The sequence below is a fragment of the Nonomuraea sp. NPDC050328 genome, assembly GCF_044459405.1.
Lineage (GTDB): Bacteria > Actinomycetota > Actinomycetes > Streptosporangiales > Streptosporangiaceae > Nonomuraea.
The window spans coordinates 242,473-262,674 of sequence record NZ_JBITIW010000003.1 but is presented as its reverse complement, the minus strand read 5'-3'; the positions used below and the strand labels follow the sequence as shown (position 1 = coordinate 262,674).

Genomic DNA, 20,202 nt, shown 5'->3' with positions numbered 1-20,202 from the left:
GATCTCGTCCCCTTCCTCCTCAGGTTGTGAGACCCCGGCCCGCGTTAGGGATAGAAGGTGTTAGAGGGATAGGTCTTAGAGGGATGGGGTCACGCTGTGGCGTGACCTAAGAGCCCCTTTGGTCACGTTCGGGCGTGACCTATCGGGCCCTTAGGTCACGTTGTGGCGTGACCTACCGGTCGCTTTCCGGGCCTTCCGACGACCCGTTATCCACAGGTCGCGGGGGTAGCTCGTACGACGCGGGCAGGAACGGAAGCTCGTAGTCGACCGCGTGACCCTTCCGCGCGAACACCGGTCGGCCACGCGTGTCGGTCCCGATCTGCACGCGCACCTCCAGGCCCCGCCGGGCGAGCCGCTGCAACGCGTCGTTCAACCCGCGCGGCGTCAACCCAGCCCGGTCGGCGATCAGCTCGGTCAACGTGATCCGCGTCCCGTCGTCCCGCCGGTCGCCACGGTGCGACCACATACGCCTGCTGTGCTCGTTCGCGCGCTCCGCGACGATCAACAACACCAGCCGCTCGGCCGCCGTCAACCCCTCGGCGGCGGCCGTACCGAGCCAGCCGGCGACCTCGCCCATCAGTCGAGCGCTCACCCACTCCCCTCCCCCTCAACGTGCCGAGGGCCTTGAGGGAAGGTCTCGCCTTACTGATCATGCATACCGTCACGCAAGCACCCGCCGGACCGGCAAGCCAGACCGAACCTTGGGAGTCACGGTGCCTCCACCACCCGGTACGTGACGTGCGGCTTCCGCTCCAGCTCGGCTTGGGCGCGGCGGCGTCGCGCATCCCGCTCGGCGCCGGCCCGCGTCCAGAACCGGCGAGGCCGCAGGTGCCGGTCCACGGTCGACTCGCCGAACCGGCCCCCGATCCGCAGCTCCACCAGAACCTGCCAGCGCTTCCAGACCTTCACGCTTCGCTCCCCTCAGCCGGGGCCAGCTCGACGACGGCCTGGTGGCCAAGGAGCTCCAGCAACGCGCCCATCGTCCGGTTGTGCCGGGCGTCGGCCAGCGCGTGGTGCTCACTCCCATCCCGGGACGGCAACGGCGGTCGGCCCAACCGGACATGCTCCTGCTTCAGGTCACACGAGAACATCGGGACGCCGGTCGGCAGGTTCACCATCGGCCCCCACAGCTGTGCAAGGGCGACGTGGTCGTACGCCGCGTAGTAGGCCCACAGCTCCGGCTCCGGCGTCGACAAGATGAACTCGCGCACCTCGTTGGCGATCACCCACTGAGGCTTGACGGCCACGTTGGTCTGGTCGAGCCGAAACTGCGGCGGCCCACCGAACGGGCCCCTCCGGATCCCGTCGACCAGCGGCAGGTGCGGGACGACGTTCTCCACCAGCCAGTCGTGCTTCGCGATCTCCTGCCACGGCGCGTTGCAGTTGACGCTGTAGTACTCGCGGCCGTCGTCAGCGACCAAGCCGATCGAGATCAGCTCGATCGTGGTCCCGGTGTCGAGAAACTCGGTGTCGTAGTAGATGCGCATCAGGCGCTCCCCCATTTCTTTCGGATCTTGTCTGCCTCGCCCGGCCCCCACTCGCGTCCGGCAGGCGCGGCGGTGTCGAACGGGCTTTTCATGGCGGCGAAGTCTTCTTCGCCGCGGTGCTCCCACGCCGGCCGACCGCACCGGTCGCACGAGCTGTACGGCTGGCCGACCCACGCGAACCACTCGCATAGCGGACTTTCCGCGTCGGCTACGACGCCTGTGAACACCTCATCGGCGTTGTCGAGCGTCGGGTCGACGTGCTCCGGCCCGCCGAGGTAGTAGCCGACCCAGTCCGCTTCGACGTACGTCCATGACCGGCAGCCCAGGCAGACGCAGTACACCTTGGCGGCCGTGGTGTTCGGCTGGCGGATGTTGACGCGGCCGTGCGCGTCGAGCAGCTGGCACTCGAACACGAACGACAGCGGCTTCCACGTGTGGTCTTCGCCGACCACGCACTTGTCGTGCGCGCCGCGCGGACTCGCGTTGATCTGCCGGTCGGCGTAACTGGGGCGGCTCCTCACGTCGCGCCCTCGGCGGTGCCCACGTAGCGGATGCCGAAGTTCTGGCCGCGCTTGCCGACCGTCCAGGTGCCGGTGACGACGCCGTTCGCGATCGTGGCCGAGCTGATCAGGTGGTCGAGGTCAGCCAGGAACATCGGCCACTCGTGTCCGTCCTGATCGGACCACATGAAGTAGGCGGCTGACCGGCCGCGGCGGCGGCCGGTCACGGTGAGGGTCGCAGGGAACGTGGTGATGGGCCTCCAGTCCGGCGGAACGACCTCGTACGTGCCGGTCTCGGGAATCCGTCGGTGGTTGTCCTGCGGGTAGTGCATGAGGTTGCCGCGCTGGTCGTAGGGCGCTTCCTTGAGTGTTTTCACGGTTCTCCAATCGGTCGGTGGTCAGGCGCTCGCGGCTGCGGCGCGGGCTTTCGCCTTCTGCAGGTAGCCGCGGGAGATCTGGAGCCGCTCGGCCACCTGGTCGGGGGTCAGGCCCTGCCGGGCGAGGAACTCGGCGTCCTCGGTGACGGCCTGGGCCCGGGGCACCGTGGTTCCCAGATCGGGTTCCGCGTCGGGGTCGTCGATGTCGTCCCACGCGGCCAGGGGCGCCCATCCGTTGCGTTGCGCCCGGTTGCGGACGACGGAGGCGGTGTGCCGTTCACCCCGGTTAGTGAGTGGCGGGTCCTGGTCAAACAGGAGGGCGGTCACGTCGCGGATTGCGCGAGCCTGGAAGACCCGGAGGATCATCGCCACGTTGATGACCCTGTCGAGCTGCCAGCGGGGCACGTCACAGAGTTCGGCCACGCGCGGCATGGACCAGCCGCGCAGCATGAGCGCTTGGAGGCGGCGGCGGCTTCCGGCCGCGTTGATCCTCGTTTCGTCGGGTAGCCGGTCAAGATCGATGGTGAGCGCGAGCAGCCGCATTGCGGTCTCCGTTCGCATCCGCGCAGACCCCGGCGAGCCTCCCTCGCCGTACACCAGCAGGTCGATGCTGCGTGCAGGGACCTGTGCCGCGAGGGCGATGGCGTCGTAGGAGATGTACCGACGCAGGTTCAGGACGTGAGCGCGGACCACTTCGGTGTCGGCGAACGGCGTCCACCGGCCGTACGCCTGGAGTCGATACCGTTTGCGCATGTAGGCGGCCATCGCTGCCTTGCATTCCAAGCAGCGGCATTTCTGGATGGTGTAGGTGGCGTACTCACCGTGTCGCATTTCGGTGGGCTCCTCTCAGGGCGCGGCGCTGGCGGGCTAGGTCGAGCCGGACCACGTTGGGCGGCAGGACGGCAGGCAGTTCGGCTTGGACGGGGTTGGCGCGGGCGCAGGTCGCGACGTGCGGCATGAACACGTCCTCCCAGGGCTGCCGTGGCAGCGCCTCGGCACCGTGCAGGGCCCTGGACTTCCACGCGCGTGGTCCGACCCGATAACAGGCCGTGTTGCCGGTAGGGGCGGGCTTGGGATCGACCGCCAGTCGACGCCCGGCGTCGGTCACGGTCCACAGGATCGGCTCACGGCACAGCCCGCAAAGGGACAGCTCGTATCCCTGGGGAATCATCTGGCGTCCTTTCGGCGGCGGTTTCGGTTGGGCGGATCTGGAAGAGAGGAAGCTGGTGGCCGACGAGCTGGCCGTCGACGAGGATCGGTATCGCGTCGTCAGCGTCGTGCGGCGTCACGTTGCGGCCTCGCTGGTCTGCTTGTGGGCGTCGCGTTTCTGCTGCTGGCGGCCGTGGTGCGCGTCGATCGAGCAGGTCACGCAGTTGCGGCGCCGCCCGAAGTCCGCGACAGGCTTCTCCCGGCCGCAGTTGGGGCAGGTGCGGAAGCCGGTGGACGCAGGCTTGGCTTTGGCGATGCGCTTCTGGTACGCGGCGTTCGTCTTGGCCCGCGTGCATTCCAGGCATGTCGATTGGCGGCCATCCTTGCCGTCCTTGCGCCGGCCGAACTCCTCGACGGCTTTCAGCTTTTCGCAGGCCGTGCAGCGACGGGTCTGGGAGGGCAGACCGCGACGGCGCTCCGCGAACGTGAGCCCGCCCATCACCATCTCCGGGTCGTGCTCCTCGGTGAACGCTGCTGCCCACGTCCGGCACTCGTCGATCACTGGGCACCTGGCGCAGATGGCCTTCGCCTCAGCGATGCCCGCGGTTTCGGTGGACGACATGACCGGGGCCTGGCCGATGCAGGCCGCGCGGGCATGCCAGTCGGGTACCTCGCCGAAGACAGTGCGGATCAAGCAGTCACTTCCTGACGGTTGGCGAGTTGCCTCAGCCCCGCTTGATCCCGTCCGGTCACTGGGCTGCTCCCAAGGTCCAGATGCGGATCACGACGCCCGGTTCGGTCAGTGCGTCGGGGTCGGCTGCGCCGACGTAGAGCTTGCGGGGGTTGTGGTAGGCGACCACGCGTGCGTCGTCCTTCCAGATGTGCGCCGTGGTGAGCGCATCTTCGGTAGAGCGGATGATCTTGGAAAGGTCTGGATAGACCGTGTGGTGAAGGCGCTTCACAGTCCTGCCGCGAGCGAACGTGAAGCAGAACTCGGCGAGCAGCGGCCCGTCCAGACAGATCCAGTCGGGTCCGGCGGCCACGCGCGCAGCATCGTGGACCGCCTCACGCCAGGGCCCGACCTTCTTCGACGACTCCTGAAGCGCGACACGGCCCGTGAACTGACGGTCCTTGCCCCGGCCCTTGTAGATGGGACGGCCGTTCTTACTGCCCTGCGGCGCCGGAATACCGAAGACCGTGAGCGTGAAAGCGGGTGTCAACGCCACTCCTTGGGGGCCTTGATGCTGGTCAGTCCCTGCTCGCGGACGTACAGGTCCCAGACGCGGTCATGTACGCCGTCCGGCGTGGACTCGACGGCTCGGGCCTGGGCTTGCGCCGCCAGGCGCTGCGCGTTGCGGCGGCGGCGTTGAGCTCGGTGGTGGTCGAGCCATGCTCCGGCGATGAAGAGCACCCACGCAGCGACCACGAAGCCGCCGATGACGGCGAGAATGTCCTTGATCACGATGGCTCGTCCCTCTCGTTGTCGATGTCGGTGGGCGGACGCTGCGGCTCGGTGTCGAGCCACAGCGCCGCGGCGGCGAGGATGGTGAGGATCAGCCCGAGCCCGGCGAGCATGACCACCAGGTACGGATCAGCGGTCCAGAGCGCGGCGAGCACGGGCTCTGCCTACGCGGCGGCGCGCAGCCGCAGGGTGCGCTCGTAGTCCTTGAACCTGAGCTTGGCCCTGGTGCGCCGATCTCTGGAGGTGAGGACAATGCCTTCTGCCTGGCCGGGCGGGCCGCTGATGCGGGCACGGGTGGTCTTGTACGGCTGGAGCAGTTCGTAGGCGTCGTCGATGGTGCGCGGCAGCTCGCTGCCGGGGATCTCGAACAGGAGGGGAACGCGCGCGAGTGCGTGACGGTCGGCGTACTTGGTCACGGCGTCGTCTTCGAGCCAGTCCTGGCCACCGTGGTCACGCCAGGAGGCGATGTCCTCGACCGGCCGGTCGAGGACATCGACGGGGACGTAGCTGACGTCGAACAGCCGGGTGGCGACTTCCTTGCCGTCGCCGTAGGACGCCCAGGCGGGGGTGCGGCGGTCGCCGTACACCTCCAGATAGGCGGTGAGGATGCAGCCCGACTGTCGATTCTCGATACGCCCGGCGATCTCGGCGAGGGCCTCGACGATTCGCAAGGACGGGTTGACTACCAGGTCGCCCTGAGCGGTGAGGATCTCGTCACGCGAGCCGATCAGCCAGCCGGAGTTCTCCGGCAGGACGACGATGCGGGCGTTGCTGCCGTCCACCTTCTCGTAGGCGTAGGCGGTGCCGGTGAAGCTGATCGGGTTGTCCTCGAGGAGACGGCCCTTGCCGCGGGCGCTCATCTCGATCGGGTGATAGGTGGGGATCGACGGGTACTTGGTGGCGGAGTCGAGGGCGCGCAGGCGGCCGTTGTACAGGTCAGATAGTTGAAGCGTCATGGCAGTCACCTTCTTGATCGAGTCGAAGAGGGGGGCGCCGCCGGCCGCAGCGTGCGTGAGCCACGCGGCGGCCGGTCAGCGAGAGAGTGTGCGCGGACTACTGCGCCTTGCCGGGTGTGACGTTGACCTGCCCGTCCGAGACGATCACCTGGATACGTCCGTCCTGGATCGCCTTGTAGAGCACCGCGCCCTCAGCGCCGAGGATCTCCACCAGTTCTCGCAGCGGTTCCATCGCGGTCTTGGCCGTCGCGTTCTTGGCGACCTGGGCCTTGTTCTCCTCGACGGCCTGCTGTGCTTCGGCCATCGCCTTGCGCACCCCCGCGGGAGGCTGCGGCATCAGCGACAGCGAGAAGTTCGTGAAGAAGCCAGCGCCGCCCTGTTCGGTGAGGAACTGGCTCATGTACTGGGCGACCTTGGCTTCCCAGTCCTGCTTGGCCTGGGGGTTGGCGTAGACGAGGTCACGCCAGGCGAACTCCTTGGAGGCAGCGTCCATCGCGCGGTCGAGCGGCTGGGCGATGTAGACGCCGAGCAGCTTGTCCCATCCGGCATCCTCGAACGCGCGATACTTCAGGCCGATCTGCTCGTGGAACTTCTGCAGCGTCTTGCAGTCGGTGGCCAGGGAGAAGGTCGCCACACCCGAGACCGACAGGTCCAGCGGGTCCTTGGTGACGGTTCCGATCGGCCCGGCCTCCGCGTTCTTCTTCGGCTTGAGACCGGCGGGGTCCGCAGGATCGGCCGCGAACTCGAAGGTGCGCTGCCCGGCCGGGTAGAGGTATGCCTGGTCGTTGGGGCCAGAGATGTCCTGCTTGCCGGGGTTGATGCAGTTCTGGAAGCTGGTGTCGCTGAGGGGCCCGGCGTCGTACACGATGCCAACCTGGTCGGGCTCGGGAGTCGTGATGGAGCAGGCGGTCGCAGCGAGAGCGACGGCGAGCAGGGCGGCAGGAGTGAGTTTGCGGTTCATGCGCGGATGTCCTTGCGGGTGGAGGGGCGAGTGTGGAACTTGCGGATCTTCAGGTCGAGTAGCTGGGCGGTCGGATCGACGCCGAGCTGCTCTCTGGCCATCTGGTGGAGCTCGGCGATGAACTCGCGGTGCTGTGCAAGTTCGCGCTGGTTGGCGCGGGCGTCCTTGACGCGGGACTGGATCCACACGACGGCGACGTAGGCGACGGCGATGATGGCGACGAGGACCAGGACGGGGACGGCTCTCACGAGGGCCGCCTGGCAAGCTCGGCATCGATGCGCGTTTGCTGGGCGTCGTCGACGATGGGGCGGACCAGGTCCGCGATGAGCGCCGCCGCCGGCCGGGTGGAGAACTGGCGGCCTTCACGCTCGCGGTCCTGGACGAGGGCGTGAGCGATCGGCGCGGTGACGACAAGGTTGTGCTTGGCGAGCAGCGCGTCGAGCGCCTCGACGGTCGGCACCTCGGCAGGCGTGCAGCCGTACCAGAACACCTCGACCTCGTCGCCGTCCGGGTCGTCGCCCGGCTCGACCGCCGACAGGAAGTAGGTGGACAGCGGCGCGTCCCAGCCGATCTCGGTCCTGCGTTCTTCTGGCGCTCCCGGCTCGTTGGCGATGGTGTAGCAGCTCATCAGCGGCCACCCCGTCCGAGAGCCGCGGTGACGGCGTGGAACAGGAGTGAGATGAGGAGGGCGTTGCCGTAGCTCATCTCGGGGATGGCGGCCCACCACTGGTGGTGGAGGTAGGCGACCAGCAGCATGATCAGCCAGGAGTTGACCAGCCAGTACGTGGCTGCCAGCAGGACGGTGAAGAACATGGTGGTCACTCGCCCTTGTCGGCGGCGCCGGTGACGCCCGCCCATTCGAGGTCGTCGGGAGTGCACGGGCGCAGCTCGACGGCCGACGTGTCGTCCTCCTCGATGGCCTGCTTGGCGCATCGCTCGAACTCTCGAAGCGCGTGGGCGAGCGGCAGCGGCCTGTCCGGTGCCATCGGGGTGCCGTCGATGAAGACGTACCAGTACGGCCCCGTCTCCTCGTCGTAGTGGATGACGCTGTAGTCGGCGCTGCCGTCGCTGTTGAGCGCGATCTGCTCTTTCATCAGTCCCATGGCGGGCTCCTTCTTCGGGTGAGGTGGCTTCTCGCAAGCGATTTCGCTTGCGGGTTAGGTGGACTCGTGGGTGGGGGCCGCGAACACGCGGTCCACCACCTTGCCGAGGTGCGGGTCGATGTCGCCCAGGGCGTTCTCCGACTCGGCCGTGGCGGCGGCACGGTTCTCGTCGCGGTAGCAGGGCGCGTCCGTGCGGTGGATGATTCCGGGCTCGGCCGGCTGGCCGCAGGCGCACAGCGCGGCGGCGGTCGCTCGCTGCTCGTCCGCGCGCTGGAGCTGGCTGATGCGGATTCTCAGGTCGCGGTGGTAGGCGGCGACCACCCGGCCCAGCTTGTCCGCGATCTGCTCGGCGTCCATGAGGGCGCTCAGATCGCCTCCTGCGGCCGGGATGCGGAGCTGGCCTGCCACGAGGGTGATCTCCGTCAGGTTGACCTGGTGGTAGATCTGCTCAGGGCTGAGGGGTGTGTCCGCGACGAACACCTGTCTGATCATGGTGGTTCTCCCGTTCGTGGTCACGTGGTCTTGCGGCGGGCGCGGGCCTTCTGGGCGTCCTTGCAGGTGACGCAGCGGCATCCCCAGTTGTGGTAGGCGCCGGAGGTGCCGTGCGGCACCAGCTCGGGGTTGGAGATCGCTTTCGCCCGGAGGTTGGCCCTGGTGATGCGCAGCCGTTCGGCCACCGCGAGGGTGCACGGCGCGCAGCGGCATCCGCCGTTGTAGGTCCCGGCCTTGCCGTGCTGGGGAGACTTCACTCGGCCCATCAGTTTTGGCCGTCCTTGGCGCGGGCGGCCTCGGCCTGGGCGATGATCGCGGTCCAGGTGTCGAGGACGCCTCCGGCGGCGTTCAGGCCCTGGAGGAGCGTGGCGAGGTCGGCCGAGGACAGCTCATCGGGCTTGGTGATGGTGCGGCCGAGAAGGGCTGAGGTGTCGCGGAGCCGGTCTTCCTTGGTGTCCACGCCGAGGCCCTGGAACAGGCCCCCGATCTGGGAGAGCTGGAGGTTCCGCTCTGTCTCGATCTCGGCTCGCAGCTGCCGCAGCGCGGCAATCACCTGCTGTGCTTCCTCGTGCGTGACCTCGCTGCTGGAGGTGATGGGGCGGTCGAGGAAGTGCGAGAGGTAGGTGAACCGTGCCTCGTCGTTGACGGCCTTCGAGCCCGCCCCCGTGGCGGCGGTGATCTCGCAGTCCTTGAGCAGGGCGTGCATCTCAGCCTGCTGGCTCTTGCTGATCATCACGACCGGCTCGGCCTCGTGCGACTCCTCCTCGTCGACCAGCTCGGCCTCGTGAATGTCGTCATCCGCCGCGGGCTGGAGCTCGGACGCGGACTCGGCCTCCGGCGTGGCCTGGGTCTGCGCGGCCATGTTGAGGGCGTGCATGACCTGGGCGGCTTCGGCCCCCGTCAGCTCCTCGGTCTTCTGCACCGGTCGGCCCACGACCTTCGACAGGAAGCCGGGCGCGGTCTCCTTGGTGTAGCCCTGAGCGACCATCGCCGCGCCGATGGCGTTGCGCTGGTTCTTGCTGGCCTTGCCGGTGTCCTGGGAACCGTCGCCCTGGCCGGGGTTGAACCCCAGCGCGTCGCCGAGCGACTGGCCCTGCGGCATTCGGGCGTCGGTGATGACGATCGAGCCGTCTTCATTGACTTCCGCGCCGAGTTCCTCGGGCGTGTAGCCGACGCCGCGCAGCGCCTCCTCGCAGGCTTCGCGGGCCGCTTCCGTGATCGCCCGAGCCTTCAGCATGGCCTCGGGATAGGCTTGCCACACCTTCTTCCCGGTGACCCCGGCAGCAACGGCGCGGGCCCACGTCCACTCCGAGCGGAACTCGAATTCAGGGTCGTCACTACGGACGATCGTGGCAACCGCCTTCTCCAGCTTGCCGCTCTGCGGATCACGCTCGACCCAGACGCGCATCCGGTGGCCGGCGTCCCGCACCAGAGCGGAGATGAGCCCCGAGGAGGCGCATGCCCGGCCTTCGATGATGTGCACACCGAGGATGGCGGCCATCGGCGAGATACCGAGGGAACGGCCGAACTCGACCGCGTACAGCACGTTGCCCGGCTTGTTCCGGTACTGCGCGGGCAGGAGGTCCGACACGGCCAGGGCCTTGGCGTACTCCTGCCGCTCCACGAGGCTGTCCTCGCGGCGGATCACGGCGGGCAGGGTTTCAGTGGTCATCAAAAAGCTCCTACGAGGTCGGAAATGTCGGGCAGGGTCTTCTCGAACTTGAGGTAGGGCACGCCTTCGGTGCCCTTGGCCATGCGGATGGCGACCAGTTCGCCGTTGAAGTAGGCCCGGCGGGCGTTGCCCATCGCGGCCAGGAGCTTGCCCTTGGCCATCAGCGCCGCCGCCTCCGCGGAGTCGAGCTCCTGGAGCGCGTCGATCACCTCGATGGCCAGGCCGGGCTCCATGAAGTACTTGCCAGCCCGGTCAATCAGTGGGTGCTGGCGGCGCAGCGTCTCGTACGTGGCCTTGCGGTCGTCGAGGTCGGGCATGTCGCCCAGGAGGAGCGAGGCCATGAACGACTCGCACCGCTCGCGGATCACGGCGGCGTACTGCTCGTCGTAATCGACCACGTACTCGCGAAACTCCAGGCGGCCGGTGAGCAGCCCGACGCGGGTACGGCGGGCGCCGATGGTGTCCATCTGGAACAGCACCTGGACGAGGTAGTACAGCGGGATCTCGTCGGTGCCGGGCCTGCCCCATTCACGACCGTCCGCGTCGGTCTTGCACTCGATCAGCTCGGCCAGCTCGTCCCCGGCGTACAGAAGCCGATCCGGAGAACTGAGCTGCCAAGGCCGGTCGTTGCTTACCCACGTGCCTCCGGGCAGCATCCGGTACTCCGGGTGCCGATCGGCGAGCCAGTTCGCGACCGCGGGCTCGAGGTAGTGGCCGCGAGCCTGTTCCTTGGTCTGGGGCTCCGGTTCGACCAGCCCGGCCATGAGGCACCACAGGGAGAACGGAGACTCCCAGGGCGACAGCCCGAGAACAGCGGCAGCTTTGGAGGCGGACATGTAGCGCAGCCACTCCAGGGAACCGGGCTCAACGGCCGGAATCTGGTGGGCGGTCAGAACGGTCACAGACCACGCTCGCGCTCGTACTGCCACTCGCTGTAGGTGTCCAAGGCGACCCCACCGCGCCACGACGGCGTGGCGGGGTACGGGTGACGGCGCAGCTCGCTCGGCTGCTCTTCGCGGAGCGCGCCGATGAACGCGTCGAGTTCGTCCTCGCTGGGCGGCTGCTCGCCCGGAGGCGTCATGGTGGTGCTGGTCACGCGGCGGGCTCCGGGACGTATTCGGCGATCATGATGTGACGACGGACCTGATCGATCAGCGCGTCGGCGAGGTCGGACGCCTCTCGGGGGTCGAGCTGCTCGGGCAGAATCTCGACCAGCGCGCGGCGCAGCGGAGCGTAAGCAGGGCAGGTCTCGTGCTGATGGGCGTAGAGCGCGAGGATCGCGGCGTGCTTGCCGTACTGCTCGGCGATACGGCGGATGGCATGAGTTTCGGCGTCGAGGGGGGTGCTCATCGGTCGCCCCCGGCAGCGGCGAGGAGAGACTCAGCGCTGACCGGCTGGGCCTTGGCCGCGAGGTCGAGCAGAGGCAGGAGCGACTCCCAGACAGTCACGCTGGCGGATTCGCTTGCGAGTGCGAGGCGGGCCTGGTCGGACCGGTAGAAGTGGCCGGGGATCTGCTTCCAGCCGAGCCCGTCGAAGCGGTAGGCGTAGAAGCGCGGGTTGCGGCCGTCCGGTGTGCGCCGGATGACCACGTCCAGCTGATGAGCGTGGACGACGGTCCACACGCTGCGGCGGGTTCGGATGCTGAGTGTCGAGGGGGTGAGTCGAGGCACGGCAGTTCCTTCCGGGTGAGGGCTACGGGGTGTGCGCGTCGCTGGCTTGGGCGATGCGCTTGGTGATGCGGTCGAGCTCGGCCTTGCGGCGCTTGAGCTCCAGCCGTACGAGCGCGAGCTCTTGCGTGGCCGCAGTGAGCTCGGAGGCGACGTATCGGTGGAGCAGGTGATCTCGGAGGGCTTGGCGCGGGATGCGGAAGCTCTTCTTATGGACGGGGATGTTGCCCAAGCTTCCGTCCCGGATGAGCCCGAGGACGGTGGATGGGCTCACGCGCATGACCAGTGCCGACTCTTGGACGGTCAGGAGCTCCTTCTCGGGGGGAGCCGCTGCGTCGAGAATGCCGTTGACCAGGTCTTGCGCGCTGCCGGTGGGGTCGTTCACGGGGTTCATGTCCCCCATCGCGACCTTGGTTGGTGATGATCGACTAGCACAATCAGACGCTAGTCGATCGTTCTCGAAAGTCAAGGTTTTTCGGGAAATTCGCGAAATTCACGCATGACCTTGAGATGCTGGGAAGTGCCTGTAGGTACTGGCATTCCGCGCACGCCCTGGTACGGTTGGCGCAGCAAGCGCAAAAACCGCAGGATCACGGAAATCACGAAGGAGCCGGGCTGTGGCCACCAACAAGAGCGCCTCACCAGCTCTGCCGCCTGAAGCCAGCCTCATCCGCCAGCTACGGGAACGACCTGCTGCGCTCAGCCGCAAGATGAGCCTGTCGGCCGCGATGAAGCGGCTGGCCGAGATCGCTCCTGACGGCTACGGCTTCAGCGACGGAACATGGCGCAACATCGAAGCCGGCCGGAAGGTCGCGGAGGACTGGGAACTCGTCCTCATCGGGCTCGTCCTCTACGCCACCCCCGAGCAGATCGAGGCGACCGGACGCAAGGCCGCTGCGGAGCTGCTCCGCAAAGAGATCGACGCACGGGCCAAGACCGAGCTGGCGGCCTCCAAGGTCAGCTTGGAGGACATCCCCGCGGGAACCAAGCAGAAGCTGCTCCGCCAGCTGGCAGAGATCGACAATGTGCCGGGGGCGACGGAGCAGGACCGCCAGGAGATGCGTGACGTGCTGTTCGGCCAGATCGACGCACTCATGGACATGCACGCGGCCACACTGCGGCTCAGGGCTCGCTAGCGGACCTGCTTGCGGAGCCTGGCTACGACGCCTGGCGCTTCGGCATCCACTCGCTGGTCGCCGCGATGAATCCCAGCTGGAATCGGCTCTTCGCGCCACAGAACTCCAGGAACTGGCCGATCCGGCGGGTCAGGTTGCGCTGAGAGACGCCAGTGGCTTTGACGATCATCGAGTCCGTCGCGCCGTCGGCCAGCATGCTGAGGATCTGCAACCCGTCCTCGTCGAACAGGGCCGCCTTTGCCCGGCGCGGTCGCTTGCCGAACTCGTTGCCGGCGCGTCGAACGAAGGCGCTGGCCGGGATGCTCTGTGCCCACCGGGCGTCGAAGGCGGCCAGGACTAACGACATCATCAGGCCGGGCTGGATCACCAGGACTGCCCCGCTCTCCCGATCACGTGGCATGATCGCCAGCTCACGGTCCTTGACGAGCATCTTCGTGGGAAGGTCGTCGTCCGGCGCCACTCGCACCTCGCATCCGCTGTTGTGCGACTTCGTGATGTCGCGGCGGGCCGCAGGATCAGAGAACACGCTGGGCTCCACCAGGATCCGGCACCTCGTGTTGTGCTCCACGACATCATCGACCAGCGGCGTCACGAACTGGTAGGGATAGGTGTACATGGCCCGCAGCTCCCGCACCGCGGTGTCGCGGATCTCCGAAAACGTTTTCGTGATAGCCGCAGGATCGCGGATGACCTCGACAGGGTTTTCGGCCGAAACCCAATTGTTCGGGTTCTGGTTGAAGCGGCTGACCAGATCGTCCAGCGCGGATTTCGCGGTGGTGTACTCCTTTTCGATGCGAAGCACACCACCGCTCAAGGCCAGCGCGGGGTTGCATGCGCTGATCAGCTCGTGGCCCGTGGTGAGATGGCGTTCCGCCAGTTTGCCCAGCATCCTCTCCGCGACGTCACCGAACTTCTCGATGACCTTGACGCGGGGCACGGGGCTGCTGGCCAGTACGAACTGGTAGACGTGGCTCTCCTCATGGTCGAGCCCGAGCGCCTTGTACACCTGTTTCTCCTAGTCGGCTTATGCGTTCTGTCGTATCACCGGAGGGGCATCGCGGAGGCAAGGTCCTGCTCGTGGAGAATGCCGAGCTCGTAGGCGAGCTGCGCCGTGGCCGTACGGGCCTTCCTGTGGCGCTGCTGCGCAGCGCAGACGGAGGCCAGCACCGGCACGGCGAGCCACCATAGTGCGAGCAGACTGAAGGCGTGAGCGCTCGGCCCGGCCGGGCCGAGCGCCACGAGCGCGCCGCCGAGCGCGCCCAAGGCCCACCCTGCGGTCGCGGCGACCATACAGACGCGCATGCGCCCGCTCTGTCGTGTCAGCATGCGCTTTCTTCCGAGTGAGAACTGCGCTCGTCTCGGCTGCTACCAGCCGCTTCCGTGGGCGTTGCGCTCCACGACGGGGGTCGGGTGCGGAGCCGGCGCCGGGTCGCTCGTCGGGAGCGGGGCCGGCGTCGGGTCGCTCGTGGGGAGCGGGGTCGACGTGGGAGAGGTTTCCGGAAGCGGGTCCAACTCGCCAGCTGAAGTGCTGGCGGGTTCGGGCTCGGGGCTCACGGTCGGCTCTGCGGTGGTTGCGCCGGGCGGCGTGGTGACGTCGCTTTCGGCAGCGCTCGGGAGCGCTCCCGCCAGAATGATCGTGACCGCTGCCGCTCCGGCCGCCAGCATGCCGATCTTGCTCCTGAGGTTGAAGTCCATGTGGACCGTTCCCTTCTCGTGCTCACTCCGTGCACCTGCCACTGACATGCGGTAGTGCAAGAGTCAACTTTCTGTGTGAGCGTCCAGAAAAACCGCTCTCGCACCGCGTGTCCATGGATTCGTCCGGCCTGTTTTGGCCACGGCCATAACCCGCCACTCGCGGCTACCTTGCCCCGTATAGCCCACTGCGGATCGTAACCCCTAGATCAGCAAGAAAAGATAACGATCATCTATCGCCGCTCGTGGAGGGCATGGTGCGGGAATCCCGGCCGGTGGCATAGTGTGACCTTCCCCCAAAACGGGAAAGGTTCCGAACCATTAAGGGAGCTCCTATGAGGCGAACCATCCAAGTCGCGGGCGCTGTAATCGCATTGTGCGGAGCAGCCACCATCATGCTCATCAGCGTCGTGACTCCTGACCCCGCCGAACACCCCATCCTCACCGCCGCATTCGTGGCGTTGATCCTGGTGGGAGCACTCCTAGGATTCGCGTCCCTGCCGTACGGACTCCCGGAGCCGCAGACTCCCTCGGAGGCGTATCGACAGGGCCGAGTCGATGCACGCGCCGAGGCCCAAGGCTTGCAACGTTCCATCTAGGTGGCGGCGGACACGCCCCCAGGAAGCCCGTGCCACTCCTCCAAGTCGAACTGGCCGGCTTCCATACCCTTGCGGAAGCACAGCCACTCGAACGGCGTGAAGGAGAGGGTCTTCCCCAGCCCCTCCGGCTTGGAATCCCCGACTTCGATGCGATCCCCGTTGAGGCGCACTATGACGCAGCCATCCGCGGTGTCCGACCATGAACTCTTGCGCCATTCGTGGGACAGCACTACAGCTCCTTGACGATCTCTGAGACGAAGGCGGCGGACTGCTGAGGAGTCAACGCCAGGCCCGCGAGGAGCTCAAAGCGGCCGTGGAACTCGCGGACGGTCTCGATCTTATCCACGACTTGTTCACTCGGCGGAGTCTCGAAAAACACGTAGTCCGCGCCGCCAGGCAGTGACAGCAGGACGAAGGGGCCTCCCAAGCCCGGGTGGGCGCCCACCGAATCCTCAAGCACCTGGAAGGTCACGTTGGGCCAGCTGGCGATGAAAGCGAGCCGGTCGAGTTGTTCACGCATGACCTCCGCGGTGCCGATCCGGCGGCGAAGCGCCTGCTCTCCAACGATCACGTGCAGGCGGACGGGAGTTTCGCATCCCAGCAGCTGTCTCTGCCTGGCGAGCCGCGCCTTGAGCTGGAGGTCAACCAGGTGAGGCGTGCTGCTATGACGGCCGGCCGCGAAGATCTCCTTGGCGTAGGCCGCGGTCTGAAGAAGGCCGGGAATGAGGAGAGGCTGCCAGGAGCATTCGACGGTCGCTTCGGTCTCCAGCGCCACGTACTCGCCGAGGACGGCGTCGAACTCTCGCCACCACGGCGTAAGCCGCGCCTGGCGGGCGAGTTCTCGACAGGTCGTCGCGACGTCGTCACTTGCCTCGTAGACCTCGAGCAGGTCAGCTAGATCTCCAGGCGTGGGCAGGCTCTCCCCCGTCTCGATCCTGGACAGCTTGGTGCGGCTCCAGGAGCGTCCCAGAGGGCGAAGCCGGTCGACGACATCACTCAGCCTCTGGGCGCGATCGGATCGAAGGTCCCGGAGGATCTGGGCGAGGTGACGCTGGCGCAGGGGCGGACTGATGCGCTGCATCTAGGGATTGTCCATACTGGTCAGAGGCCAGTCACGGGAATTTCGCCATCTTCATGAGAACGTGACGAAAGATACTTACTAGCCATACAACGGGCTGGAAAAGATCTCCGTCGACGCGATCAAACGGCGACCGGGCGAAGGTCTTCCAGAGCTACGACCAACTGCTTGGCCAACATGAACTCCAGCCGCCGATAGGCATCCAACGTGGCGAAATGATCCGCTGCGGCCGTGACCAGACCCGATCTGGTCACCTTCATCAAGTCGCCGCGCACGCCGTACGGGTGGGCGGCCTGCACGCTGCAGACCATCCCCGCTCCCAGCCTGGGACACGTGGCCAGCGCTTCGGGGATGCAGGATTCACACGTCGGCGGCGCGCTCGTGAACAGCACCCCGTCGGCCGACGTCTCGGCGGGCGCAGCCAGCAGCCACGAGATACGCCCATCCCTCATGACCGCCGTGCCCCCGCACACCTGGCACAGCCGCTGCCACATGCACCGTCGCTGTCGCAGCGTGTTGACCAGCCGCCACTGCGGCTTCCCTCGACGGTGCAGCCCAGCTCGGTACCACAGGACGCCCTGATTCCAGTCCTGCTCAACCGCGCCGACGAAGCCCAGTCTCACCCGTTGCGTGGCTCCCGCGTCCGGCAGGAGCATGAGCTGAAGGTCGGGCAGTTCCTCGTCATAGGCGGTGATGTACGGCACGCGCAACGCGGTTGCGCTAGTCATGGACGATGCCCCAGTTGATTGCCCCGCCCGGCTCTCCCTCTCGCCGCGCTCGCAGCATGACGTCCCCGTATCGGTAGCGAGGGGCCTTTGCCGAGTTGTCCAGCCAAGCCTGCTGGATGACGCCAGTGACCTGATCGCCGGGCATCCTTTCCAGTGCGGAGGCCAGATGTGCATCGGCCCGCCATAGATCGCTGGTCACCCCAAGACTGCCGAGACTGTCACCGTTAGCGACACTCCAGGCATACAGGCCGACGTAGGCCGAGGTGCCGCCATCCTCCGTGGCGGCCGGGACGTTTGTGACCGGCTCCATACGTCCCAGAGTGTCGTTACCTCGCAGGACGCCGGAACTTCTTCTAGGACGCTGACGGGACGTCTTCTGACGCGTATAAACGTCCCATGGCACCGAACGAGCGGCTGCGCATCGCGATGGCCAGCGCGCACCTCACCGCCGCCCAGCTGGCCGAGGCGGTCGACGTTGACCCCAAGACCGTCGAACGGTGGATCAATACCGGCCGGACACCTCATCCGTCCACGGCCCGCCGCGCTGCGATCGTGCTGCGCGAAGACCTGGCCTACCTATGGCCCGCCGTCGAGCACGGCCGCCAGCGCCACCGCCGCAACAGCGAGTTCGTGGCCGCCTACTCCACCCGGTCGGATGCGCCGCTCGACCTCTGGCGGACGCTCTTCGAGAAGGCAGAACGGCAGATCGGCGTTCTGGTGTACGCCGCGGTGTTTCTGCACGAGTCCTGGCCGGACTTCAACGAGCTCCTGGCCGCCAAGCACCAGGCTGGCGTCCAGATCCGCATACTGCTCGGCGACCCGGACTCACCGGTCATCACAGGGCGCGGCCAGGAGGAGAAGTACGGCCACGGCATCGAGGCGAGATGCCGTGTCGCGATCATGCACTACACGCCGCTGATCGAGTCGGCAGGCGTCCAAGTTCGCCTGCACGACACCACGCTGTACAACTCGATCTTCATTGGCGATGACCGGATGATCGTCAACGCGCACGTGTTCGGGATGAACGCCTACGGCGCGCCCGTCTACCACCTCAAACGCGCCGGCGACGGCGGCCTCTTCGACGTCTACGCGGCCAGCTTCGACGAGGTCTGGCAGCTATCCCGCCCCGTGAAGCAGGTGACTCATGCCGCGCACTGAGTACTACGACGACCCCCAGGCCCCCGAGCCCAACACCCTGGTCGTCGGGGTGTCAGTCGCCATCGTGGAGGACGGCCGAGTCCTAATGCAGCGACGCACCGACAACGGGCTGTGGGCACTGCCGGGAGGCGGCATGGACCTCACCGAGTCGGTGCCCGACGCAGGCCGCCGCGAGGTCCGGGAGGAGACGGGGTACGAAGTGGAGATCACCGGCATGGTGGGGCTCTACACCGACGCCCGTCACATCATCGCCTACAGCGACGGCGAGGTACGTCGCCAGTTCAACATCTGCCTGAAAGGTCGTGTCGTCAGCGGGGAGATGGCCATCAGCGGCGAGTCCACCGAACTTCGATGGGTTCCGATGGAAGAGATCGACGAGCTGCCCATGCACGCCACCCAACGCCTTCGGCTCCAGCACATCGCCGAGGGCCGGGAGCAGCCGTTCGTAGGCTGATCGGCACCGGATGCGCCTGGCCCTAGGTCCGCTTGCGCACCATAAGCCCCACCTACCCCACAATGCGAACATATGCTCTAATGTGTGGTCTAACTGCGCATTTGGAGGCCCTCTATGCCGTTCCCGGACTACGCCGACACCGTCCTCGCTGTCGTGGCGGCAGGCGGATGGATCTTGGCCGGCGTGGTCACCTGGCGGCATCGCCGGAACGAGGCGGGGCGCAGGCAGGCATACGAACTGGGCATGCTCCACGCGCAGGAGATGGCTGAGGATTTTCGCGCCGTACAGCGCAAATGAATGCGGCCCCCGGCGAATCGCCGGGGGCCGATGCGGATGTGATGACATTCAACGCCCGCATGCTCGAATCTAACGGCTGGCGGCGCCGTCCACAATCTGCCGGATCTCGTAGATCGTCAGACCTACCCCAGCCGGGTCGGCGGCCTTCGTCATGTCCGCGATGTCCTGCCGCTTCACCAGCGGCCGGGTCGTCGACGGCTCCACCCGGGGCGGCTGGCATGCCGCGACGATGGCCGCCTCCATAGCGGCCCGAGCCCGATAGAACGCCTCAATCGCCGCGGACAGCTTGTCGGTCGCCTCCTGCTGTTGTTCGGCCAGCGTGGGCAGATTCCGTTCCTTGGCTCGCCGGGTCTCAGCCTCCCAGCGATAGGCAGTGGCAATCGGGACGTTCAGCTCGGCGGCGGCCTCGGGCACGCTTTTACCCTCCTGGACGAGTTCAGCCAAGGCTTCCCGCGGCGAGACCTCTATCATGATCGTCATGATATCGCCTTTCCCTTGAGAATCTCGCTGACGTGGTCGTTGTAGTACGCCAGACTCCACAAGGCACCGCATCCGCCCACGGTGGCGTCACACTCGATCCACTCCTCCCCCGCCGTGCGGATCAACGCACGAAGATCACACCCGGGGCAGGGCCCGACCAGCTCCTGCACATGCACAGTCCATGGAGCCAGCCCGTGGGCGGCCCTGCGCAGGGCGCCGATCTCCTCCATGAAATCGACGATCCACTCTCTGCTCGCGGCCCACTCGACGTGGCGGGCAAGGAATGCCGCCAGTTCCGGAACGCCAGCAGCAGCCGGGTAGACCAGGCCGCGGTGCTCACAAACCAGCCAGACCCAGTTCTTCAGCGTGCTGGGTATCGATGGCGGGCCTACCTGATCGTCGTCATCACCGCGATAGGCCACAGCTCCGTCGTTGATCATGCACAGCACATCGAGACGGGCCGGTACGGGCGCTTCGACGCGCCCGCCGGAGATCCTGTCGCCGCCGCTGGTTCCGGGCATCACGTGCTCGCCGAGCCAGCGGTGCAGCGCGGGCGCCGCACCGAGATCGCGCCGCAGCCGGTTCGAGCACGGAAAGCAGATCAGCAGCCCGTCCGCGGCCTGGCGAGGATCGCCGTCTCCGCCGCAGGTGGGCGCTACGCACAGGGTGGTTTGGGTCAAGGGGCTCCCTCCAGTCATGGGCGAGGTCGTCTCGCAGGCAAAACCGCTTGCGAGACGACCTCGCTATTGTGGCT

The 20,202-nt window shown here is 67.0% G+C and carries 37 protein-coding genes; 4 read left to right on the top strand and 33 right to left on the bottom strand.

Features of this window, described 5'->3' with window-relative positions; genetic code table 11:
* Positions 1-172 precede the first annotated feature (172 nt).
* The 25 genes from ACIBG7_RS12550 to ACIBG7_RS12430 form a co-directional block, all read right to left on the bottom strand.
* Positions 173-592, bottom strand: a complete 420-nt coding sequence (locus ACIBG7_RS12550) for a hypothetical protein (protein WP_397336159.1) — start codon at positions 590-592, stop codon at positions 173-175.
* Positions 593-708: 116 nt separating this feature from the next.
* Positions 709-909 (bottom strand): hypothetical protein, encoded by a 201-nt coding sequence (locus ACIBG7_RS12545; RefSeq protein ID WP_397336158.1) that lies wholly within the window; start codon positions 907-909, stop codon positions 709-711.
* Positions 906-1,487 carry a hypothetical protein gene (locus tag ACIBG7_RS12540; RefSeq protein ID WP_397336157.1) on the bottom strand — a complete coding sequence of 194 codons (582 nt, stop codon included), beginning with the start codon at positions 1,485-1,487 and terminating at the stop codon, positions 906-908. Before ACIBG7_RS12540 ends, ACIBG7_RS12545 begins: the two co-directional genes overlap by 4 nt.
* Entirely contained in the window at positions 1,487-2,008 is a 522-nt protein-coding gene (locus ACIBG7_RS12535; RefSeq protein WP_397336156.1) for a hypothetical protein, read from the bottom strand. The genes ACIBG7_RS12540 and ACIBG7_RS12535 overlap by 1 nt, the downstream gene beginning before the upstream one ends.
* Positions 2,005-2,364: a hypothetical protein gene (locus ACIBG7_RS12530; RefSeq protein WP_397336155.1), complete on the bottom strand. Its 360-nt coding sequence runs from the start codon at positions 2,362-2,364 to the stop codon at positions 2,005-2,007. Before ACIBG7_RS12530 ends, ACIBG7_RS12535 begins: the two co-directional genes overlap by 4 nt.
* A gap of 21 nt (positions 2,365-2,385) precedes the next feature.
* Positions 2,386-3,195 (bottom strand): hypothetical protein, encoded by an 810-nt coding sequence (locus ACIBG7_RS12525; protein WP_397336154.1) that lies wholly within the window; start codon positions 3,193-3,195, stop codon positions 2,386-2,388.
* A complete protein-coding gene (locus ACIBG7_RS12520) occupies positions 3,182-3,535 on the bottom strand; it encodes a hypothetical protein (protein ID WP_397336153.1) in 354 nt (117 codons plus the stop codon). Before ACIBG7_RS12520 ends, ACIBG7_RS12525 begins: the two co-directional genes overlap by 14 nt.
* A 114-nt stretch (positions 3,536-3,649) precedes the next feature.
* Entirely contained in the window at positions 3,650-4,207 is a 558-nt protein-coding gene (locus ACIBG7_RS12515; protein WP_397336152.1) for a WhiB family transcriptional regulator, read from the bottom strand.
* Positions 4,208-4,262: 55 nt separating this feature from the next.
* Positions 4,263-4,733: a RusA family crossover junction endodeoxyribonuclease gene (locus ACIBG7_RS12510; RefSeq protein WP_397336151.1), complete on the bottom strand. Its 471-nt coding sequence runs from the start codon at positions 4,731-4,733 to the stop codon at positions 4,263-4,265.
* Positions 4,730-4,975 (bottom strand): hypothetical protein, encoded by a 246-nt coding sequence (locus ACIBG7_RS12505; RefSeq protein ID WP_397336149.1) that lies wholly within the window; start codon positions 4,973-4,975, stop codon positions 4,730-4,732. Before ACIBG7_RS12505 ends, ACIBG7_RS12510 begins: the two co-directional genes overlap by 4 nt.
* On the bottom strand, positions 4,972-5,130 hold the full coding sequence (locus ACIBG7_RS12500; protein WP_397336148.1) for a hypothetical protein: 159 nt from the start codon (positions 5,128-5,130) through the stop codon (positions 4,972-4,974). Before ACIBG7_RS12500 ends, ACIBG7_RS12505 begins: the two co-directional genes overlap by 4 nt.
* A 9-nt stretch (positions 5,131-5,139) precedes the next feature.
* The gene (locus tag ACIBG7_RS12495; protein WP_397336147.1) at positions 5,140-5,931 is read right to left on the bottom strand and encodes an RNA ligase family protein; all 792 of its coding nucleotides are present in this window, start codon (positions 5,929-5,931) and stop codon (positions 5,140-5,142) included.
* A gap of 97 nt (positions 5,932-6,028) precedes the next feature.
* Positions 6,029-6,892, bottom strand: coding sequence for an SPFH domain-containing protein (locus ACIBG7_RS12490; RefSeq protein WP_397336146.1), 864 nt, complete (start codon positions 6,890-6,892; stop codon positions 6,029-6,031).
* Positions 6,889-7,140 carry a hypothetical protein gene (locus tag ACIBG7_RS12485; protein ID WP_397336145.1) on the bottom strand — a complete coding sequence of 84 codons (252 nt, stop codon included), beginning with the start codon at positions 7,138-7,140 and terminating at the stop codon, positions 6,889-6,891. Before ACIBG7_RS12485 ends, ACIBG7_RS12490 begins: the two co-directional genes overlap by 4 nt.
* Positions 7,137-7,520 (bottom strand): hypothetical protein, encoded by a 384-nt coding sequence (locus ACIBG7_RS12480; RefSeq protein WP_397336144.1) that lies wholly within the window; start codon positions 7,518-7,520, stop codon positions 7,137-7,139. The genes ACIBG7_RS12485 and ACIBG7_RS12480 overlap by 4 nt, the downstream gene beginning before the upstream one ends.
* Positions 7,520-7,714: a hypothetical protein gene (locus ACIBG7_RS12475; protein ID WP_397336143.1), complete on the bottom strand. Its 195-nt coding sequence runs from the start codon at positions 7,712-7,714 to the stop codon at positions 7,520-7,522. The genes ACIBG7_RS12480 and ACIBG7_RS12475 overlap by 1 nt, the downstream gene beginning before the upstream one ends.
* On the bottom strand, positions 7,711-7,995 hold the full coding sequence (locus ACIBG7_RS12470; protein ID WP_397336142.1) for a hypothetical protein: 285 nt from the start codon (positions 7,993-7,995) through the stop codon (positions 7,711-7,713). Before ACIBG7_RS12470 ends, ACIBG7_RS12475 begins: the two co-directional genes overlap by 4 nt.
* Before the next feature lie 54 nt (positions 7,996-8,049).
* Positions 8,050-8,487, bottom strand: coding sequence for a hypothetical protein (locus tag ACIBG7_RS12465; protein ID WP_397336141.1), 438 nt, complete (start codon positions 8,485-8,487; stop codon positions 8,050-8,052).
* A gap of 20 nt (positions 8,488-8,507) precedes the next feature.
* A complete protein-coding gene (locus ACIBG7_RS12460) occupies positions 8,508-8,753 on the bottom strand; it encodes a hypothetical protein (RefSeq protein ID WP_397336140.1) in 246 nt (81 codons plus the stop codon).
* Positions 8,753-10,159 (bottom strand): hypothetical protein, encoded by a 1,407-nt coding sequence (locus ACIBG7_RS12455; RefSeq protein ID WP_397336139.1) that lies wholly within the window; start codon positions 10,157-10,159, stop codon positions 8,753-8,755. Before ACIBG7_RS12455 ends, ACIBG7_RS12460 begins: the two co-directional genes overlap by 1 nt.
* A complete protein-coding gene (locus ACIBG7_RS12450) occupies positions 10,159-11,061 on the bottom strand; it encodes a YqaJ viral recombinase family protein (RefSeq protein WP_397336138.1) in 903 nt (300 codons plus the stop codon). Before ACIBG7_RS12450 ends, ACIBG7_RS12455 begins: the two co-directional genes overlap by 1 nt.
* Entirely contained in the window at positions 11,058-11,255 is a 198-nt protein-coding gene (locus ACIBG7_RS12445; protein ID WP_397336137.1) for a hypothetical protein, read from the bottom strand. Before ACIBG7_RS12445 ends, ACIBG7_RS12450 begins: the two co-directional genes overlap by 4 nt.
* Positions 11,252-11,509, bottom strand: coding sequence for a hypothetical protein (locus tag ACIBG7_RS12440; RefSeq protein ID WP_397336136.1), 258 nt, complete (start codon positions 11,507-11,509; stop codon positions 11,252-11,254). Before ACIBG7_RS12440 ends, ACIBG7_RS12445 begins: the two co-directional genes overlap by 4 nt.
* On the bottom strand, positions 11,506-11,829 hold the full coding sequence (locus ACIBG7_RS12435; protein ID WP_397336135.1) for a hypothetical protein: 324 nt from the start codon (positions 11,827-11,829) through the stop codon (positions 11,506-11,508). The genes ACIBG7_RS12440 and ACIBG7_RS12435 overlap by 4 nt, the downstream gene beginning before the upstream one ends.
* Before the next feature lie 22 nt (positions 11,830-11,851).
* Positions 11,852-12,220 carry a helix-turn-helix domain-containing protein gene (locus tag ACIBG7_RS12430; RefSeq protein ID WP_397336134.1) on the bottom strand — a complete coding sequence of 123 codons (369 nt, stop codon included), beginning with the start codon at positions 12,218-12,220 and terminating at the stop codon, positions 11,852-11,854.
* 223 nt (positions 12,221-12,443) lie between these two features.
* Between ACIBG7_RS12430 and ACIBG7_RS12425 the strand changes: the two genes are divergently transcribed.
* Positions 12,444-12,962 (top strand): hypothetical protein, encoded by a 519-nt coding sequence (locus ACIBG7_RS12425; RefSeq protein ID WP_397336133.1) that lies wholly within the window; start codon positions 12,444-12,446, stop codon positions 12,960-12,962.
* A 22-nt stretch (positions 12,963-12,984) separates the two neighbouring features.
* Here the strand turns inward: ACIBG7_RS12425 and ACIBG7_RS12420 are convergent, their stop codons facing one another.
* The 6 genes from ACIBG7_RS12420 to ACIBG7_RS12395 all read right to left on the bottom strand — a co-directional run bounded on the left by ACIBG7_RS12420 (position 12,985) and on the right by ACIBG7_RS12395 (position 17,369).
* Positions 12,985-13,968: a hypothetical protein gene (locus ACIBG7_RS12420; protein ID WP_397336132.1), complete on the bottom strand. Its 984-nt coding sequence runs from the start codon at positions 13,966-13,968 to the stop codon at positions 12,985-12,987.
* A 35-nt stretch (positions 13,969-14,003) separates the two neighbouring features.
* Complete coding sequence (locus ACIBG7_RS12415) at positions 14,004-14,264, bottom strand: hypothetical protein (RefSeq protein WP_397336131.1); 261 nt, start codon at positions 14,262-14,264, stop codon at positions 14,004-14,006.
* Between the two features lie 985 nt (positions 14,265-15,249).
* On the bottom strand, positions 15,250-15,483 hold the full coding sequence (locus ACIBG7_RS12410) for a DUF397 domain-containing protein (RefSeq protein WP_397336130.1): 234 nt from the start codon (positions 15,481-15,483) through the stop codon (positions 15,250-15,252).
* Complete coding sequence (locus ACIBG7_RS12405) at positions 15,483-16,334, bottom strand: helix-turn-helix domain-containing protein (RefSeq protein ID WP_397336129.1); 852 nt, start codon at positions 16,332-16,334, stop codon at positions 15,483-15,485. The genes ACIBG7_RS12410 and ACIBG7_RS12405 overlap by 1 nt, the downstream gene beginning before the upstream one ends.
* A gap of 119 nt (positions 16,335-16,453) precedes the next feature.
* Entirely contained in the window at positions 16,454-17,059 is a 606-nt protein-coding gene (locus tag ACIBG7_RS12400; protein ID WP_397336128.1) for a hypothetical protein, read from the bottom strand.
* Positions 17,052-17,369 (bottom strand): hypothetical protein, encoded by a 318-nt coding sequence (locus ACIBG7_RS12395; protein ID WP_397336127.1) that lies wholly within the window; start codon positions 17,367-17,369, stop codon positions 17,052-17,054. Before ACIBG7_RS12395 ends, ACIBG7_RS12400 begins: the two co-directional genes overlap by 8 nt.
* Before the next feature lie 86 nt (positions 17,370-17,455).
* Between ACIBG7_RS12395 and ACIBG7_RS12390 the strand changes: the two genes are divergently transcribed.
* From ACIBG7_RS12390 to ACIBG7_RS12380, 3 genes are all read left to right on the top strand, one after another.
* Positions 17,456-18,217: a helix-turn-helix domain-containing protein gene (locus ACIBG7_RS12390; protein ID WP_397336126.1), complete on the top strand. Its 762-nt coding sequence runs from the start codon at positions 17,456-17,458 to the stop codon at positions 18,215-18,217.
* Positions 18,204-18,671: an NUDIX hydrolase gene (locus tag ACIBG7_RS12385; RefSeq protein ID WP_397336125.1), complete on the top strand. Its 468-nt coding sequence runs from the start codon at positions 18,204-18,206 to the stop codon at positions 18,669-18,671. The genes ACIBG7_RS12390 and ACIBG7_RS12385 overlap by 14 nt, the downstream gene beginning before the upstream one ends.
* A 114-nt stretch (positions 18,672-18,785) precedes the next feature.
* Entirely contained in the window at positions 18,786-18,968 is a 183-nt protein-coding gene (locus ACIBG7_RS12380) for a hypothetical protein (RefSeq protein ID WP_397336124.1), read from the top strand.
* 69 nt (positions 18,969-19,037) lie between these two features.
* Here the strand turns inward: ACIBG7_RS12380 and ACIBG7_RS12375 are convergent, their stop codons facing one another.
* Both ACIBG7_RS12375 and ACIBG7_RS12370 read right to left on the bottom strand, forming a co-directional pair.
* Positions 19,038-19,448, bottom strand: coding sequence for a hypothetical protein (locus tag ACIBG7_RS12375; RefSeq protein ID WP_397336123.1), 411 nt, complete (start codon positions 19,446-19,448; stop codon positions 19,038-19,040).
* On the bottom strand, positions 19,445-20,128 hold the full coding sequence (locus ACIBG7_RS12370) for a hypothetical protein (RefSeq protein ID WP_397336122.1): 684 nt from the start codon (positions 20,126-20,128) through the stop codon (positions 19,445-19,447). The genes ACIBG7_RS12375 and ACIBG7_RS12370 overlap by 4 nt, the downstream gene beginning before the upstream one ends.
* Between the last annotated feature and the right edge of the window lie 74 nt (positions 20,129-20,202).